Below are 17,850 nucleotides of genomic sequence, written 5' to 3' on the forward strand. Positions count from 1 at the left end.
TAATATAAGATGATAATTTTTGTCTTTTCCATAAATAATTGATAAAAATTTACAACAACAACAACAACAACAACAACAACAACAACAACAACAACAACAACAACAACAACAACAACAACAACAACCTATATATGCGAAAGAATCAAGTATGCTACAATACAAAGAAGTCCGTTGATCGATTGACCAACGGACTTCTTTTCAATAAAAATCGTTTAGAAGATTCTATGATTATAAAATTTAATTTCCCCAATTTTTATTGGCCTTATCTCCCATCACAAACTCAAGTGTGCCACCTTTCAGTATATCAGCATGGTTTAGTTGTGTGCTATTCAATGGTTTTCCATTGAGGGTAGCCGACTGAATATATTTATTTTTTACCGAAGCGTTCTTTCCGATAATTACAAAAGATTTGCCGTCAGGCAAGCTGATGCGTGTTTTCTCAAAAAATGGAGATCCGATACTATAGGAAGCCAGTCCCGGAGTAACCGGATAGAAACCCATCTGAGAAAAGACCACAAAAGCCGACATACCACCACCATCCTCATCACCGGGTACACCCATCAGATCATTTCTGAACCATTCACCGATCAGCTTATGGATCCGTTTTTGCGTCATCCAAGGCTGTCCAGCATAGTTATATAGATATGGAATATGCAGCGCAGGCTCATTTGCCATTGAAAACTGACCGACATTGCCTGTATGATCTGGCAGCTGTGCATAGAAATCAAATTTAGATCGCCCAAGCGGCTGCTGGAACATTTCATCCAGATACTGTACAAACAACTGGTTACCCCCCATCAATTTGATCAGATCCGGAATATTGTGCTGTACATCCCAACGGTATATCCAGGCATTATTTTCACCATAATATTCACGGGCACCCTGTCCTCCGGCAAAAACATAGTCAAACGGCATGATAAAATTACCTTTGTCATCTTTAGGATGGAAAAATTTGGTCTGCTCGTTGAATAGATTCCGATAATTGAAAGACTGCTTCATAAACAGATCATAATCGCTTTTTTCACCCAATTCATTAGCCAGTTGTGCCAGACACCAGAGGTCGTAGGAAGTACCCAGTGTGACAGCCACAGGTTGACGTCTTTCAAAACCATGTACTTCAGGATAAGTTTCCTGTTCGCCAGGATGCAAAGCTGGGATATACCCTTTTTCTTTGAAAAAATCATCCATTTTTCCGGCAGGCTTATCAGACCATGGGGCCAAAGTCTTTTCCGTAATCGCTCCTTTTGCTGCCAGATAGGCTTTCTGTATATCAAAACCACGAATCCCCTTACGATAGGCATCCAGCAAGGTTGCGACCCCATGGTTGGAATTCATCCTTCTGCTATCCCCCGTGATTTCCGGAAAGGTCGGCAACCAAGGTTTGTCCATCTGCTCTGACATCCGTACAAAAGAATTGAGGATATTAGATTCTGTAGCCGGCTCCAACAGGACCCGTAGCGGATGGTGCGCACGATAGGAGTCCCAGATCCAATCATCTGTAAAAAATGGCTTTCCTTCATCCGAATGGATCTTACCATCAAATGCGCTAAAATAACGTCCGCCTTCGGAAATGTTTACCGGACGCTCATAAGTTCTGTATAAGGAAGTATAAAACACATTTTTGTCTGTTTCATTACCTCCTTCAACAGCAATTTTCCCTAAGGCCTGATTCCAGATTTTACGTCCATTCTCTGCAAGTTTCTTTTGATCAAAATCAGCAATTTCACGGTTCAGATTGGCTTTGGCCTGTGCTGCATCAATAAATGAAACACCGTATTTCATCTTCAAATTGGCTCCGGACTTGTCAAACTGCAGTACGAGACAAGCATTTTTTCCCTTGGCATCCGTTCCCTTTTCAAGCTGTTGTCCCTGTAATTTGCTTACAGCACTAGGTTTGATTTCAGGAATTGCATAGATATACACACGTGTCCCATTACCAATTTCCTGTGTTCCTGAAAGCGCCTGTCCGTCCCATTTCAGTTCCCCATCACGTGAATTGAATTGTAGGTATTTAGTGGATGTATTCGGGAAGGTAAACGTATACATCCCCGACTGATGCGATAATGCATAATCTACTTTGATATCTTCCTGATCCAAAACAACGGAATAGCTATAAGGCTTGATTTCCTCCTGATCATAACTATACAATTGTACCGGGCTCAACTGGTTTGGCAAACGCAGCATTGGGCTCAAGTTAAAAGCCGACGATCCACGGTGGCTCGTTACGATAAGCGGAAGACCATATAAACGGTCCGAAGTAAAATCCCCTCTTTCAGGATATACACGCAGTATACTGTTCGGTAGGTGAACAGTCGGATAAGTTGGAACCAATAGATGGCTGATATTTCCCATGTATGGATTGACATAATCCACAAAGTCTTTCGTGTTTTTGGCTTGGGAAAAACCTTTTAGCAAAAAGATTGAAAAAAAAGTACAGCAACAGATTGTGCGTAAAATTACATTAGATTTCAAATTGAGATTCTTATTTAGCATTATAATTAATTAAGTGATCAATGGTTTAAGGGAAAACTAAGGTTTCGTCCCTAAAGTTAGTTTTTTTTGATGAAATATTAGGATGGAAATTTGCATGTTAAGTGATAATACCTATATTCGGCAAGCATTCATCCAATTGGCTACAATAGCGCATAAACCATCAATTAATATGAAATTACCCACCTGCTGGATCCGATCGACACTGATTACCTTACTGGCAACATGCTTTTACCTGAACAGCATTGCTTCACAAGTCCCCAAGGTCGTTTATCTTTCCGACTATGGTATCCTGCCCAATACCGGTACCAACAGCTCCGCAGCAATCAATAAAGTCCTTCAGACAATTCTCGGAAAGACCGATAAAAAACAAACCCTTGTTTTAAAATTCAAAAAAGGACGCTACGACTTTTATCCCGAGGGAGCTTTGTCAAGGACATACTATATTTCCAACCACGATCAGGACAATCCCAAGACAGTAGGTATCGCATTTGAAAACTGTAACAGCCTCACAGTCGATGGCCAAGGCTCCGATTTTATTTACCATGGTCGGATGTTACCGATTGCCTTGATCGAAAATAAAAACCTGACCCTTAAAAATATCCACATTGATTTTGAACGTCCGCAGATCTGCCAGGTCCAGATCCTGAAGAATGACACAATCAATGGTACGATCGTTTACAAAACAGCTCCCTGGGTGACCTATACAATCAAAGACAGTGTATTTTACAATACCGGCGAAGGTTGGGCCATGCGCCCAACATCCGGAATCGCCTTTGAGGAAAAAACCAAACGCATTGTTTACAATACCAGTGATATTGAGGTAGGAACAAAAAAAGTAACCGAGCTTTCGCCGGGTGTTATTCAAGCTGAGCAATGGAAAAACCCAAAGCTTATTCCGGGCACCGTCGTGGCTATGCGTGCAGGGCATCGCCCCAGCCCCGGTATTTTTGTCCATAAAGGAAAAGATATTCGACTTGAAAATATCAGCGTGCATTATGCGGAAGGCATGGGCTTATTGGCGCAGCTCACCGAAAATATCAGCCTCGACAGATTTCAAGTGGCACTACGCGGTGATCAAGATCCCCGCTATTTTACCGCACAAGCCGACGCGACCCATTTTTCAGGCTGTAAAGGTGTCATCGTCTCCAAAAATGGGCTATATGAAAATATGATGGACGACGCCATTAATATCCATGGTACTTACCTTAAAATCACCAAGCGCTTGGATGATAAAACACTGGTCGGCCGTTATATGCACGACCAATCCTACGGATTCGACTGGGGTGATGCTGGCGATACCGTGCAGTTTATCCGATCGGGGACGATGGAACTTTGGGATCAGAAAAACCAGATTCAATCCATTCAGATATTGCGAGATAAAGAGGACGATCCGATCCGCGAATTTAAGATTACGTTTAAACAGGTCCTTGATCCAGCGATCGATCCAGCGAAAACAGCAATCGGTATTGAAAACCTCACCTGGACACCCCGCGTTCTTTTCAGTGGCAATACCATTCGTCACAATCGTGCACGTGGTGCATTGTTCAGCACGCCGAGAAAAACACTTGTCGAAAGAAACCTCTTTGACCATACCTCTGGCACCGCGATCCTGCTCTGTGGCGACGCCAACGGCTGGTATGAAACGGGCAGCTGTCATGACATTGTGATCAGACAAAACACATTTATCAACGCCCTAACCAATATGTTCCAGTTTACCAATGCTGTTATCTCGATCTATCCTGAAATTCCGGATCTTAAAAATCAACAGAAGTATTTTCATAGCGGTATTATCATTGAAGACAATCTCTTTGAGACCTTTGATAAGCCCATACTTTATGCGAAGTCTGTTGACGGTCTTGTTTTTCGCAGCAATCGAATCAAGACAAATAAGGCCTATCCAGCTTTCCATTGGAACAAAAAAAATGTATTCTTCGAACGTGTTACGCACAGTGAAATTTCAAACAATACCATTGATGGGAAGAAAAGTGAGTTAACAAATTAGATCAGTAGCAAACCATTTGTCTCTATGTTATCCTTCAAAAACAATAGATTACTGATCTTATCGCTACTATGCAGCAGCATAGGATCAGGGCTCCATGCCCAGAACGTCAGCCGTGCACAAGAACGGCAAGTAACCGAACGCCCCAATATTGTGGTATTCTTTGTCGATGACCTGGGTTGGCAGGACATGTCCGAACCTTTTTATCAGATCAAAACAGCCATTAACGAGAAGTTTCACACGCCGCATATCGAATCACTGGCCAAAGATGCCGTCAAGTTTACCAATGCTTATGCCACACCGGTGTGTACACCTTCACGGGTGAGCTTTCTCACAGGTTTGAATGCAGCACATCACCGGGTTACAAACTGGACAAGTCCCAAAGCCAATACACCCACAGATAGTAAGGATGAGTTGCTGAATCCGCCGGACTGGAATATCAATGGATTGAGCCCCGTACCCAATATTCCCCATACGGTCTATGCTACACCATTTCCAAGTATTCTCAAGGCCAACGGCTATTATACGATCCATATCGGTAAAGCCCATTGGGGATCTGCTGGCACTCCGGGTGCCAGTCCGCTCAATTTGGGATTTATGGTCAACGTAGCGGGCCATTCGGCCGGGCATCCACAAAACTACTACGGGGAGCAGAACTACGGGAATCTTCCAGGCAAAACCAGTTATCAGGCTGTGCCTGACCTGATGGAATACCATGGTTCATCCACCTTTCTGACCGAAGCATTGACGCAGGAAGCATTGAAAGCACTTGCCGAACCTATTCGCCGCAAGGATCCCTTTTTCCTTCATTTCTCCAACTATGCTGTCCATGTCCCGATTCAGCCCGATCCACGGTTTGTACAGCGATACCTTGACCGTGGTCTGGATTCTACCGAAGCAGCTTATGCCTCTTTAGTGGAAGGCTATGACAAAAGTATGGGTGATATTGTTCAATTTCTAAAAGACAAGGGCGTGTACGATAATACAGTGATCATCTTTTTGAGCGATAATGGCGGACTCAGTCTCAGCCCGCCACGTTCGGGTGATCCCCATACCCAAAATCTGCCACTGAAGGCCGGTAAAGGTTCTCTTTACGAAGGCGGCATCCGTATTCCACTGCTGATTAAACAGGCCAGCGGACATAGCGGGAGCAGCACCTCGGCACCGGTTATGGTCGAAGATCTATTTCCAACCATCCTCCAAATGGCAAAAGTAAAAGAGTATCAACTCGTACAACAAAAACCAGACGGCAAGGACCTGACAGGCCTGTTAACGGGAAAGAACGACGAAAGTTGGAATAGTCGCCCTCTTATCTGGAATGTCCCCAATAAATGGACTGTTCCCGATGGCCCGGGTATCAATTTCTTCTCCGCTGTACGCCAAGGCGACTATAAGCTGCTTTATGACATGAAACAGGGAAAACTGGAACTCTACAACCTTCAGGATGATATCGGTGAACTGAATAACCTTGTTCCAAAAATGAAAGGGAAAACCAGCGAGCTCAGCAAACTACTTTCCAATCAGCTGCGGACATGGAAAGCCCAGTTGCCGACCTACAAAACTACGGGACAACAGATCCCCTATCCCGATCAGCTCAAATCTGTTGATCAATAGCTTTTATGGTCAACAAAATAGTTTTTTAAATTGGCATCAACTTTTATAGAAAGCCTTCGCGATCAAATCGCAAAGGCTTTTTTTTAAACCTTATTAAACTGATACATCATTCACACTGATAAAGATACTGGATAGCCAAAAATAACTATTAACTCTAGTTAGCCAACTTCTGTAACCAGCTGAATAGATCTACAGTGACTTTATCTTGAACAACGTGGTATACCCATACGGAGAATCATGAGCCGTACAGAACATTAAAATTGAGCTTTACACAAAAACAAAAGATGGCTCGGCTACCTATTTTTGTATTGTAAAAACAAGTAAAGATGAAAACAAAGCACAAAGCCGCAGGCTTCTTCCGATTTTTGAAATGGTCAGCCCTAACGCTTGTTGTTCTCATCGGATTAATCACCAGCTATATGATGCATCCCCAATTTGGCAAAAGACCCTCAGGCGAAAGACTTAAACGTATCGAACAATCGAAGCAATTCAAGGATGGAAAATTTCGTAACAGCAGTCCAACGCCACAGCTGACACAAAGCTGGACGGTAGCCCTTTCCGATTATTTCTTCAAAAAATCAGGCGAGACTAGCCCCAAACATAAGATACCTTCGGTTCCAGTCAATTGGGATAGTCTTTTTACCAGATCCCATGGTTTGGTTTGGCTGGGGCATTCCTCCTATCTGCTGCGTGCAGACGGAAAAACTATCCTTGTCGATCCGGTACTAAGCGGCAGCATATCGCCTATACCGGGCAGTGGCAAAGCCTTTGCGGGCGCCGATGTAACAACAGCGGATGCGCTTCCAGCCATCGATTACCTATTTATTTCCCATGATCATTACGATCATATGGATTACAAAACGCTCAAAACACTGCAACCCCGAGTCGGCAAAATAATCGTTGGACTTGGCGTGGGTGAACATCTGGAATATTGGGGCTACCGCAACGATCAGATTATCGAAAAAGATTGGTGGGATCATGTGGATCTAGGAAATGGATTTCATGTAACGGTCACACCTGCAAGACACTTTTCAGGTCGCAGCATTTGGTCAGCCAATACACTTTGGGCCTCCTATGTCTTGGAGACGCCGAGCCTGAAACTGTATCTGGGTGGTGACAGTGGTTATGACAGCCATTTTAAAGAAATCGGCGATAAACTGGGCCCATTTGATTTGGCCATACTCGAAAATGGACAATATGATCTGAGTTGGAAATACATCCACATGATGCCCGAACAAGTGGTGCAAGCTGCAAAAGATTTACAGGCAGCAAAATTATTACCCGTACACTCCTCCAAATTTGTCCTTGCCAACCATGCCTGGTACGAACCGTTGGAGCGTATTTCCAAAGAAGCATCCATACAACGACAACCCCTACTTACCCCACGCATCGGTGAAGTAGTTGATCTGGATGATACCCACAATGGCCCCAGCTACTGGTGGAAAAACTAATTAAGCGATTGAATTAATTGTCGCTGGTGTTATTCCAAATTTCTCTTTAAAGGAAGCGTAAAAATGAGAGAGGTTTTCAAAACCAAGATCAAGGTAAATGTCCATGGGTCTTTTCCGCTTATTCTCAATCAGATAGTACGCCTCGGAAAGACGTTTCTCCTGTAGCCATTTCCGGGGCGAGGTGCGGAATATTTTTTCAAAATCACGTTTAAAACTCGCTAGACTACGACCGGATAACTTGGCAAAATTCTCCAAAGGAACATTATATTTATAATTTTTTAACATAAATTCCTCCAGGTCAATCTTAAAGGGTTCGGAGAAATCAAACAGTAAATTTTTTAACGAGGGATATCTTTCCAATAGTAAAGTAATCAATTCGTATATTTTGATAGTCTCCATTTGCGGGCTGACTCGATCCGAAGCCTCCGCATAAGGCGCCAGCGACTCAAAATAACTTTTGATAAACGCATCGCCTTCAAGGAGAATATTGTTGTCCGCCGCCTGCTTTTTATCCGAAGAGAGCTGATGATCCAACGCATACTTCTTGAGCCGGTCGGTGTGGAGCAAGATTGCGATAGACTTATAGTCCGCATTTTTCGATGGGTATTTGAATGCCTTTGCCAATTGATTTCGTCGGGCAACCAATAGCTGCCCTTCCTTTGTCACCAGCTTTCCCTTTTCATGATCAAAATGTGTTTCCCCGGATAGCTGGAACATCACCACATGTTCGGGAATAAACTGTTCATGACCAAAGGCCTTATCTACGTAACAAGAATACAAAAAGGCCTTTCCAAAATCTTTTTCTTCAATACTCATAATCACTTTTCTTTGATAGATTGACAACTACTTTTTTGCGGCGAGCCGCTTGCGGATGATACTGACAAATTCGGGCGAAACACCGAGGTAAGATGCGATATAATATTGCGGTACCCTTTGTGATATCGTGGGATATAAGTCGATAAATTCAAGATAGCGTTCAGCCGCAGGTTTCGCCATGGTATGGATCAGTCTATTTTGCAATACCGCAAGTCTACGTTGTACCAACATACGAAAGACACGTTCAAATTTCGGTATTGTCTCCAGTAGTTTCTCTTTAGTTTCAGGAGTCAGCATCAAAAATTCACATTCTTCCAATGTTTCCATATACAGGCTCGATGGTGTATGATAATGGAAAGAAGCGATATCACTAATCCACCAATCTTCGACCGCAAAGGCCAAAGTCACCTCAAAACCATTTTCGTCAAGATAATAAATACGTACACAGCCTTTCTGAAGATATCCTTCAAACTGGCAGACTTCCCCCTCCTGCAGAAGCATCGTTTTCTTGGGTTCCTTCCGTATGGTCAGCAGATCGGTGAACCGTTCAGTTTCCTCATCTGTCAAGGTTATGCACTTTGATACATTTTTGAGGATATTTTCGTATAGCATAGCAATTCGTTAACCTTAATTATTTTCGTGTAAAATATAACCCGCACCATAGATACTTTCAATATGGAGTTTGTTATCGAGCTGGAGCAATTTACGGATACGCGAGATAAAAACCTCCAGGCTTTTACCATTAAAGAAGTCCGTATTTCCCCAAAATAACAATAAGAGATCCTTCTTGTTGACCAATACGTTTTTATTAAGGATCAGATGGCGCAATAATTCCGCTTCTCGAACGGTCAACTTTTGCGCATTCCCCTGGTTATCGCTCAAGCTGTGGCGCTCCATATCCAGCGACAGCTGACCGATGTGTAGCGTACGCTCTGACGTTATTTCGGGTGCCGAGACCATGGTCAATAAATTGCGAATCTTGAGCAATATTTCATCCATGTCGAAGGGTTTGGCAATATAGTCAACGGCACCCAATGAGAGTCCCTTTAGACGCGATGCACGCTCCTGCAGGGCTGTCAAAAAGAAAATCGGCTGCCCGTTTCTAAACCGCAAGATCTCATGGGCCAAATCGAAACCATTTCCATCTGGTAATTGCACATCGATAATCACCAATTTGGCGATATATTCCCGAAGGGTTTCCAATCCTCCTTTCGCGGTACATTCCCATATCACGGTAAATCCCTTATAACGGAGATAGCGCGAGAAAACCTCGCCCAGATCAGGTTCGTCTTCGATCAAAAGGATATCAATCCTGTTTTTTGCTATTGAAAGACCCATTGTCCATGTAAATATAAAAAATAGTACCACCACTTAGGCTATTTTCGATGCGAATTGTCCATCCCAACCGATCCAAACAAGATTTCACATAGTATAATCCCAATCCGAGTCCTGGCTTGCCAACCGAAGACTGCCCACGATAGAATGCCGTAAATAACGCATTCCTGTCCGAGGAGTCAATTCCTCGTCCATTATCCTCAACTTTGAGGCAATACTGCTCAGCTTTCTGTTCCCAGCTCAATCGAATCGTCTTGTGCAGATGGTCATTAAATTTGATAGCATTTGAAATCAAATTGTCAAGTATCGAGAAATAATACCCTTCGTCCAGCCGTATGAGCAAATCCTTTTCAAGTGGGATATAACCAATTTCAACCTCCCCTTGATAACGAAGACACAATTCATCCAGGATCTCCCTTGTCAATAAGTCTATAGGAGCCTGTATGATTTTAGGCTGCTGTTCTTGTAATGCAACAGATCCCATTACCTGCTCAAAATAATCGCGGAGCCTTTTAGCCTGTCGTTCCACAATCCGCCCCAATTGTACCACCTCTTTATTGTCCAGATTAGCGTCCCTGTCGATCAGGCTATGTGCACTGACCAGGATTGTTGTCAAAGGGGTATTAAATTCATGCCGCATATGGTTTAAGAAACTCGTTTTCAGATGGGCCAGCTTACGTTGGTTGACCCAGTTTTTGTATGTTCGAAAACTCAGCAGTACGATAACAGCAATACAGGCCAAGGAAAGCAAAAATACGGGTGCCATTTGCTGAATAATCCGCCAGTTTCGGTTCTCATAATCGACATAGAGGCTATAGGTAAACCGATAAGGTATGGGCTCCTTATCACTAACCGCCAGCTGGAATACCCGATTGTTGAGCGAGGTCTTTCTGAGCGAACCACTGATGGTTCCAGAGCTATCGTCACTGGCACTTTCATAGAAGACCTGCCAGCTATTATCCGCAGCATTGTAAAGTTCCAACTTATCGAAATGGAACAAGTAAATGAGTGCAGGGTCGAGCTTTTGTTGCTGTACGATTTGCCCAAAGATGCTATCCAAGGACTGTTTCGTCCGCATAGTTTTGAGAAATAATTCCATTCGGGTCTCACCATACTGTACTGCACCGGGCGACTTATCCGTCACTTTCTTATACCAGGTGTTCAGGTAAGGCACCAGTTCCGTTTGAAATACGGCATCTCCTCCCGGAAAGATCTTGTCATCCATAATGGCTGTACCATAGGCATTCTGGACCAAATTGAGCTGTCCAATCTGGTAGTTCTTGTCTTCGAGCTGATAGGTTTTAAATATCAGAAAGCCGATCAGTACAGTCAGTAGTAGGAAGCTGGCACCAAATGCCCAAGGGTATATATTTCTATCGGCGCTGTTCATCTGTTAAAAATAACATCTATTTATCTATTCGGAATAGCTATTAACCTTTTATTAGGCATTCATTAGGTTTCCGTTAGGCACAGTGTAATCTCTTGCATCGTATCTTTACCAGATAACAAATTAGCAAATTATGTCCAAAATTTCACAGACCTTACTTTACGGCTTATGTTACCTATTACTGAGCAATATCGTATATGCACAGTCAAATTTCTCAAAGAAAGTACTTGAACAGAGCCAGCTTGATTTTGTCAATCTGGGGTTCGGCATGTTTATTCATTACGGCATGCCCACCTTTATGGAGCAGGATTGGTCCGATCCAAATGCACCACTTGAGCTTTTCAAATCCCCGAAGCTCAATGCCGACCAATGGGCTAAGGCAGCCAAGTCGGCCAACATGACCTATGGTTGTCTAACGACAAAACATCATAGCGGATTTCCGATCTGGAACACAAAAACCACCGATTACAATGTAATGAACACTCCATTGCACCGCGATGTAGTCAAGGAATTTACAGAAGCCTTTCGCAAAAATGGTCTGCGTGTCATGCTCTATTATTCCATCCTGGACATACATCAGGGGATACGTCCACATACCATCACCAAAGCCCACGTCCAGTTGATCAAAGATCAGCTGACTGAATTGTTAACACAATATGGTGAGATCGATGCTTTGGTAATCGACGGCTGGGATGCTCCTTGGTCACGTATCTCGTATGATGACGTTCCATTTGACGACATCTATTATCTGGTCAAGTCCCTACAACCCAAGTGCCTATTGATGGATCTCAATTCGGCAAAATATCCTGGGGATGCGCTATTTTACACGGATATCAAATCTTACGAACAGGGTGCTGGACAGTTTATCTCCAAAGAACATAATAAGCTGCCGGCAATGGCCTGTTTACCCCTACAACAGAGCTGGTTCTGGAAAACATCTTTTCCTTCGACGCCGGTAAAAGATGTGAAGGAACTCGTAGAGAAATTCGTCATTCCCTACAACGATGCCTATTGCAACTTTATGCTCAATGTCGCACCCAACAGTGACGGTCTGATGGATCAAAATGCTTTGGATGCGCTAAAAACCATCGGAGCACTTTACAAGAAAACACCCAACTACAAAACATTACCTAGCTACCAAGCACCGATTGTAGACCATAACATCGCTAGGCAGATTCCTTCCAATAGCAGTTGGGGTGAAGATATGAGTATTATGGATTTCGCCAATGATGACAATTTCGGTAGCGCATGGGTATCCAATCCGTCTACCAAAGGAGAGATCTGGTATGAACTGGATTTTGAACGCAGCAAAAATTTCAACAGTATTGTCATTACCGAAGGCAAGGATAATCCTTCCAGCTATAGTCTGAGCTATTTGAAAGATGGCAAATGGTCTCCCCTTGCGGCAAGTCCGGTTATACAGGGGCGTATCAAGATCTTTCGCTTTGATGAAGTATTGGGGCAAAAATTACGCTTGAGTATCCGACCCGAAAAAGAGCGTGTGGTCCTGAATGAGGTAGGTGTTTATCAGGAGAGGCGGTAAATAGATCCATTAGTGATCGAAAAAAACAGTCAAATAATGCTGAGTTTACCACCATTAACTTAATGCACAGTCAATTCAAACCGATAATAACATAAAAAGCATCTCCTTTTGAGATGCTTTTTATGTTATTGAACCAAGCTATTATTTAGTCCAGCCCGGGTTTTGTGCCAGGTTGGGATTTTTAACAATTGCCGTAGCTGGTACTGGATAAAGGTATTGTTTATCTTCCCAGCTTCTCGGAACAGCCTTATACCATTCGAGGTGATTATCTGTTGTCATCGTTTGGAAATTTTTGCTACCTCCGCCAATCGCTACTTTAGCCACCCCACTTGGTGCCGTAATGGATGAAGCCGATTTACTACCATCATAGAAAATCACATCCGGTTTGCCATCGTGATCCAAATCCATCAGTTTTTCCAATGCTGGCACATAGATACCTGTCCAAGCAAGGTTGGCCATCGAGGACCCCATTTTCCATCTTTTCAAGTCATTGAAACGGAAGCCCTCCAGTGCTAGCTCAACCTGCCTTTCACGACGGATTTCCAATAATACAGGATCATTTACATCGGGAAAAAATGTATTTTTCAAATAGTTGTCCACCTTGGTTGGCAAGCTATTATTTCCTGAAGTGATTCCTGCTCGTGCACGCAAGGCGCCAATGGTTTTAGTCCAATCTGTTAAATTCAACTGCCCGAGTTCCTGCTTGGCCTCGGCATAGTTCAACAGTATTTCAGCATACCGCATCAAAGGTACTGCGTTGATGTTATAGGCACCATTATCATAATAAGGATCATCCAGGGTATATTTAATCGGTTGATAGCCCGTGTATGTATAACTTGCAAAATTTGGAGGGGCAGCCTCTCCCCCACGCTTATACCCTGGTGTACGGATCAGCTGTGCCAATCTGTAGTCACGGTTTTGGCATTCCTCATAAAATTCCTCAGTTTGATAATTAGGACGATCCGTATAAGGTGTTCCATCAAGATTCAAAATGCTATTGATAAAGGGTCTTACCAGGCTCAGTCTTGGTCCATAGGTCGCCGAGGTCCACCACCAGTTGGCATCGTTCATCAATGCCTGATCTTTGCTGAAAGCAAGACCGAACATGACTTCCTGCTTCACAGGCTGGTTGCTCACAAATAATTGACGCTGTGACAGCTTTAGATCATTGGCCACATACACACTATAAGGCCCCGTTTCCATCAAGATCTTTCCTGCATCAGCGGCCATCTTAAAGAAATCCGCCGGTGTTGTCGCCAAGTTTAATTGGTGGTATTTTCTAAAAGTTCCTTCAAATAAGGCCACACGAGTCTTTAGGCCCAATGCAGTCCATTTATTAATTAAGGTACCATCTCCGCCGTCTCCTGTAATATTTGCATAGGCAAAATCCAAGTCTTCCATAATACGCTTCATCACCAGTTCACGTGAATCCCTTGGCGCATGGAGGATATCTGTCTCATCAACGGTCAATGGATGATCTACCCAAGGCACATCACCAAAGCGTACCACCTTATCGTAATAGAACCAGGCCCTAAAGAAGCGGGCGATACCAATATAATTGTTTTTGACCGCATCACTCAATTGTGGGCTTGTACATTTGACGATCATCTGATTGATATTCCGTAAGGCTGTCCAGCTCCAGCCCGTACTGATTTCGGCAGAATAAGCACCTTTCACCATAAAATCATTCAAGCTGTTTACTGCAGCGTAATCTGCCATCGCATCCCCTTTAAAAGCATCGCTTCTGGAGGTGATATCCCGGTAAAAAGAGTTACTGTAATTTTTCAGTCCATTCTCCGTTCCGAAGATATCCTCTTCAGTTGCCGATGCTTTCGGTAGCTCGTTCAATTCACATGAACTGAACAAGAGTGCTATTATAGGTATAAATAAGATTCTTTTCATTTTTAATACATTATAATCCAATGGATAAATTAAAACTAATGCTCTTCATCACCGGATAGTTAAATCCGTCGCCACTATTGGAATCACTTACATCCGGGTCAGATTTCATGAGATTGCCCACATCAAGATCTTTTGTTTTTTTATACAGAGGCGACCAAGTCCATAAATTCTCGCCAGACAATCCGGCTCGCAGACTGCTGATCTTGAGCTTAGAGGTCACAGATTTTGGGAAATTATAGCCAATCTGGATATTTTTCATCCGGATATAGGCGATATTCTGCAGGTACCTTGTCTGCGGTGTTGCTTTAATAGACTCATTATAACCTGCGTACCGAGGGAAATAACCATTTGGATTATCCTCTGTCCAATAATTATTGAGGTGCCATTCAGGTAAATTGTTATATGGTCTATTATACTGTCCCCAAAAGATGGATTCATTGCTTGGGTACCAATTTTGTTTTCCTACACCCTGAAAAAAGGTAGAGAAATAGACATTTTTCCAGTCCATATTGATATTGAAGCTATAGATATAACGAGGCTCGTAGTTACCGATAATAGTTTTATCACCATGGTTATTGATTGTATTCGTTCCATAGTCGATTACCCCATCGCCATTGAGATCTGCAAAGCGTACATCACCTGGATAGATAATTCCAGAATTGGACGATTTGATGACCTTTTGTGTCGGAGCCGCATCAATTTCCGCCTGATTTTGGAAAAGTCCCTGCGTAACATACCCCCAGATTTCGCCGAGTCGTTGTCCTTCATAATAACGGTCGGTCTGGTAGCGATCAGTCTGCAACAGACCAGCTTTATTTTCATAGCGATCGATAGTCGATCGATAGTCTGCCAAAGTAGCTTTCACCGACCAGTTAAATGGACTATTGTTCCAGTCGAAGCGGTCCTTATAGGCAACACTCAATTCATAGCCCTTCGTTGTCATATCCGCATAATTACCTTTTGGCGATTGCGCACCGAATATATCTGGCAACTCCACGCTGAAGGTATACATGTTCAAGGTCTTACGTTGGTAGAGGTCACCTGTAAAGGTCAGCCTGCCATTTAAGGATGAAAAATCCAATCCAAAATTAGCTGTACGGGCCGTCTCCCAAGTCAGATTATCGGGAATAACCTTTGGTACCGAGGTATAAGAAGGTTTCTGTCCATTCAACAAACGATCCATGATCTTGATTTCATAGAGATCCATGTAGGTATAAGGGTCCACATTACCGTTCCCCAGTGAACCATAAGAAGCGCGAAATTTCAGGTCAGAAATAATCTTTTTGTCTACCGTAAAGAAGGGTTCTTCAGAAATGCGCCAGCCCGCAGAAGCAGAAGGGAAAAATGCCCATTGTTGGTTGGTCGGAAATTTGGAAGAACCATCGTATCGCCCATTGAATTCAAATAAATAACGATCCTTGAAAATATAATTGGCCCGCATAAATACACCAACATTCCTATACTTATTATAACCAGCGGTAGCGGTTGTATTTTGCCCGAGAGCCAGGTTGATATTATCCACATTTTCGGTCAATAAGCCTGTTTTCGTAATATAGGAAGAGTTATAGACACGTTGTTCGTAATTATACCCCAGCAAACCTTTAACATAATGGTCACCTATTGTCTTTTCGTATTCACCGTAAAGGTTTCCAAATAGATATTTCCAGTTTTGGTCTACCTGGTAAATATTGTTGTTCATGTCTGTTTCCAGCTTGAGCATCTTACCTTCTTGCGTGCTATAAGGGACAGGCACACGTACACGGGTCGAGTTAAAATCGCGATTTCTAAAAGTCAGATCGCCCTTTATCCGCAGGGTATTGTTAAGAAATTTGGTCTCAAAAGAAGTGGTATTACGGAGATCCCGATTTTCACTTTCGGTTCTATTTTTTCCATAGATAAAATCACCCACAGAATAGGCCGCCGAGAAGCTAAGCGAGCCATCAGGATTGAATATCGGCGAAGATGGATGTCCTTCATCCGCAATATTACGCCAGATATTCCCCCCTTCACCACCCGTCGTAGGGTCGCGGTATTTCGCGTAGTTATAATCGATATTATTAGCGATACGCAACCAGTCATTTACCTGTAAGCCTGCTTTTGCCCTGGTATTGTAGGTCTTGTATTTATCACTATTAAAACGGTACATCCCATTATAATCATAGGCACGTCCAGAGATGTAGTAATCCAGCTTTTCGGTATTGCCACTTACCGACAGGTTATGATCCTGTACAAAGGTATTGTCCTTGATCAAGACATCGTAATAGTCCTCATTACCATAGTAAACGTAATTTCCTTTATCATCGACTGTAATTTCATCCGTAATCCCCTGCTCTTTGCGGCGTTTGAACTCGTTGAGCCAGTCCATTGTAAAGATCTGTGTTTTATTCAGCTTGCTTGGGATAGAGGAATAATTATTCCAGGCATTATAGGCCGTAAAGAAATGCGATGCATACTCGTAGCCATCCGTTACGAATTTGGGTCTAGCAATTGGTTTCTGGAAGGATCCGCTTCCGGAATAGTTAATGGACGATTTTCCCGACTTCGCTCTCTTAGTTGTAATCAATACTACACCGAAAGTCCCCCTTGCGCCATAGATTGCAGCAGAGGAAGCGTCTTTTAGTACCGAGACATTCTCGATATCGTTGGGGTTGAGTGAAGCTGGATCCCCTTCTACTCCATCGATCAAAATCAAGGCACTTCCGCCCTGGCCGATTGACGTGGTACCACGGATATTGAAACTCGGTGCCCGGTTGGGTTTACCATCAGCCGGGACGATATTTAGGTTGGGAACAACACCTTGTAGCATTTGGCTCGCATTGGCAAGTACACGGCCTTCGAAAACTTCTGAGCCGACCTGATCCACTGCTCCGGTCAAGTTTGCTTTCTTCTGCGTTCCGTAACCGACCACGACAACTTCCTCCAACTCGGTATCTTTGGACTCCATTACAATTTGTAATTGAGCTGTGTTGACAGTCACGACCTGCTCATGGTACCCCACCTGGGTTAGTTTAAGCTTTTGGCCGATGGCAGCTTCGATGTTAAACATTCCCGATGCATCGGTAGATGTCGTTTTTTGACTGGATAAATTGGTGATGGTAACACCGGGCATAGCTGCGCCGTTTTTGTCTTTTACCACACCTTTCACGGTAGACTGAACTGCAATAGCTTGCGTCTCTCTGTTCAATTTGACATAATTACGCTCTACATTAGCCCATGTGGGATATGAGAGACCCAATGCCATACTGATTAGTAATGTTTTCTGCATTTTTAGCCTGGTTTAGAATTCAGCACCAAAATTGGCGCTTTCTCT

General features: G+C 43.2%; 11 protein-coding genes. 4 read left to right on the forward strand and 7 right to left on the reverse strand.

Going from position 1 to position 17,850, the window contains the following annotated elements; genetic code table 11:
* Positions 1-237: 237 nt before the first annotated feature.
* Positions 238-2,493 carry a GH92 family glycosyl hydrolase gene (locus tag LC454_RS22740; RefSeq protein WP_223584740.1) on the reverse strand — a complete coding sequence of 752 codons (2,256 nt, stop codon included), beginning with the start codon at positions 2,491-2,493 and terminating at the stop codon, positions 238-240.
* A gap of 169 nt (positions 2,494-2,662) precedes the next feature.
* Here LC454_RS22740 and LC454_RS22745 point away from each other — a divergent pair, with 169 nt between their 5' ends.
* The 3 genes from LC454_RS22745 to LC454_RS22755 all read left to right on the forward strand — a co-directional run bounded on the left by LC454_RS22745 (position 2,663) and on the right by LC454_RS22755 (position 7,557).
* Positions 2,663-4,495 carry a hypothetical protein gene (locus LC454_RS22745; RefSeq protein WP_317196279.1) on the forward strand — a complete coding sequence of 611 codons (1,833 nt, stop codon included), beginning with the start codon at positions 2,663-2,665 and terminating at the stop codon, positions 4,493-4,495.
* Positions 4,496-4,519: 24 nt separating this feature from the next.
* Positions 4,520-6,106: a sulfatase gene (locus tag LC454_RS22750; RefSeq protein WP_223584741.1), complete on the forward strand. Its 1,587-nt coding sequence runs from the start codon at positions 4,520-4,522 to the stop codon at positions 6,104-6,106.
* 326 nt (positions 6,107-6,432) lie between these two features.
* The gene (locus LC454_RS22755; protein ID WP_223584742.1) at positions 6,433-7,557 is read left to right on the forward strand and encodes an MBL fold metallo-hydrolase; all 1,125 of its coding nucleotides are present in this window, start codon (positions 6,433-6,435) and stop codon (positions 7,555-7,557) included.
* Here LC454_RS22755 and LC454_RS22760 read toward each other — a convergent pair whose 3' ends face one another.
* Genes LC454_RS22760 through LC454_RS22775 form a run of 4 tightly spaced genes read right to left on the reverse strand, consistent with a single transcriptional unit; the run spans position 7,558 to position 11,098 of the window.
* Positions 7,558-8,373: a helix-turn-helix domain-containing protein gene (locus LC454_RS22760; RefSeq protein ID WP_223584743.1), complete on the reverse strand. Its 816-nt coding sequence runs from the start codon at positions 8,371-8,373 to the stop codon at positions 7,558-7,560. It abuts the gene before it with no gap.
* Between the two features lie 27 nt (positions 8,374-8,400).
* Positions 8,401-8,985, reverse strand: coding sequence for a Crp/Fnr family transcriptional regulator (locus tag LC454_RS22765; protein ID WP_223584744.1), 585 nt, complete (start codon positions 8,983-8,985; stop codon positions 8,401-8,403).
* A 15-nt stretch (positions 8,986-9,000) separates the two neighbouring features.
* Positions 9,001-9,711, reverse strand: coding sequence for a response regulator transcription factor (locus LC454_RS22770; protein ID WP_223584745.1), 711 nt, complete (start codon positions 9,709-9,711; stop codon positions 9,001-9,003).
* Complete coding sequence (locus LC454_RS22775; RefSeq protein ID WP_223584746.1) at positions 9,680-11,098, reverse strand: sensor histidine kinase; 1,419 nt, start codon at positions 11,096-11,098, stop codon at positions 9,680-9,682. The genes LC454_RS22770 and LC454_RS22775 overlap by 32 nt, the downstream gene beginning before the upstream one ends.
* Positions 11,099-11,228: 130 nt before the next feature.
* On the opposite strand from LC454_RS22775, the gene LC454_RS22780 reads away from it, so the two are divergent.
* Complete coding sequence (locus LC454_RS22780) at positions 11,229-12,638, forward strand: alpha-L-fucosidase (protein WP_223584747.1); 1,410 nt, start codon at positions 11,229-11,231, stop codon at positions 12,636-12,638.
* A gap of 141 nt (positions 12,639-12,779) precedes the next feature.
* Here the strand turns inward: LC454_RS22780 and LC454_RS22785 are convergent, their stop codons facing one another.
* On the reverse strand, positions 12,780-14,540 hold the full coding sequence (locus LC454_RS22785) for a RagB/SusD family nutrient uptake outer membrane protein (protein WP_223584748.1): 1,761 nt from the start codon (positions 14,538-14,540) through the stop codon (positions 12,780-12,782).
* A gap of 10 nt (positions 14,541-14,550) precedes the next feature.
* Positions 14,551-17,805: a SusC/RagA family TonB-linked outer membrane protein gene (locus LC454_RS22790; protein WP_223584749.1), complete on the reverse strand. Its 3,255-nt coding sequence runs from the start codon at positions 17,803-17,805 to the stop codon at positions 14,551-14,553.
* Between the last annotated feature and the right edge of the window lie 45 nt (positions 17,806-17,850).

This window comes from Sphingobacterium sp. GVS05A (assembly GCF_019969845.1).
In the GTDB taxonomy this organism is placed as follows: Bacteria; Bacteroidota; Bacteroidia; order Sphingobacteriales; family Sphingobacteriaceae; genus Sphingobacterium.

Bases quoted from the DNA above. Each gene is read 5' to 3' on its own strand.
- LC454_RS22740 (WP_223584740.1), bottom strand. From the start codon at position 2,493: ATGCTAAATAAGAATCTCAATTTGAAATCTAATGTAATTTTACGCACA.
- LC454_RS22745 (WP_317196279.1), top strand. From the start codon at position 2,663: ATGAAATTACCCACCTGCTGGATCCGATCGACACTGATTACCTTACTG.
- LC454_RS22750 (WP_223584741.1), top strand. From the start codon at position 4,520: ATGTTATCCTTCAAAAACAATAGATTACTGATCTTATCGCTACTATGC.
- LC454_RS22755 (WP_223584742.1), top strand. From the start codon at position 6,433: ATGAAAACAAAGCACAAAGCCGCAGGCTTCTTCCGATTTTTGAAATGG.
- LC454_RS22760 (WP_223584743.1), bottom strand. From the start codon at position 8,373: ATGAGTATTGAAGAAAAAGATTTTGGAAAGGCCTTTTTGTATTCTTGT.
- LC454_RS22765 (WP_223584744.1), bottom strand. From the start codon at position 8,985: ATGCTATACGAAAATATCCTCAAAAATGTATCAAAGTGCATAACCTTG.
- LC454_RS22770 (WP_223584745.1), bottom strand. From the start codon at position 9,711: ATGGGTCTTTCAATAGCAAAAAACAGGATTGATATCCTTTTGATCGAA.
- LC454_RS22775 (WP_223584746.1), bottom strand. From the start codon at position 11,098: ATGAACAGCGCCGATAGAAATATATACCCTTGGGCATTTGGTGCCAGC.
- LC454_RS22780 (WP_223584747.1), top strand. From the start codon at position 11,229: ATGTCCAAAATTTCACAGACCTTACTTTACGGCTTATGTTACCTATTA.
- LC454_RS22785 (WP_223584748.1), bottom strand. From the start codon at position 14,540: ATGAAAAGAATCTTATTTATACCTATAATAGCACTCTTGTTCAGTTCA.
- LC454_RS22790 (WP_223584749.1), bottom strand. From the start codon at position 17,805: ATGCAGAAAACATTACTAATCAGTATGGCATTGGGTCTCTCATATCCC.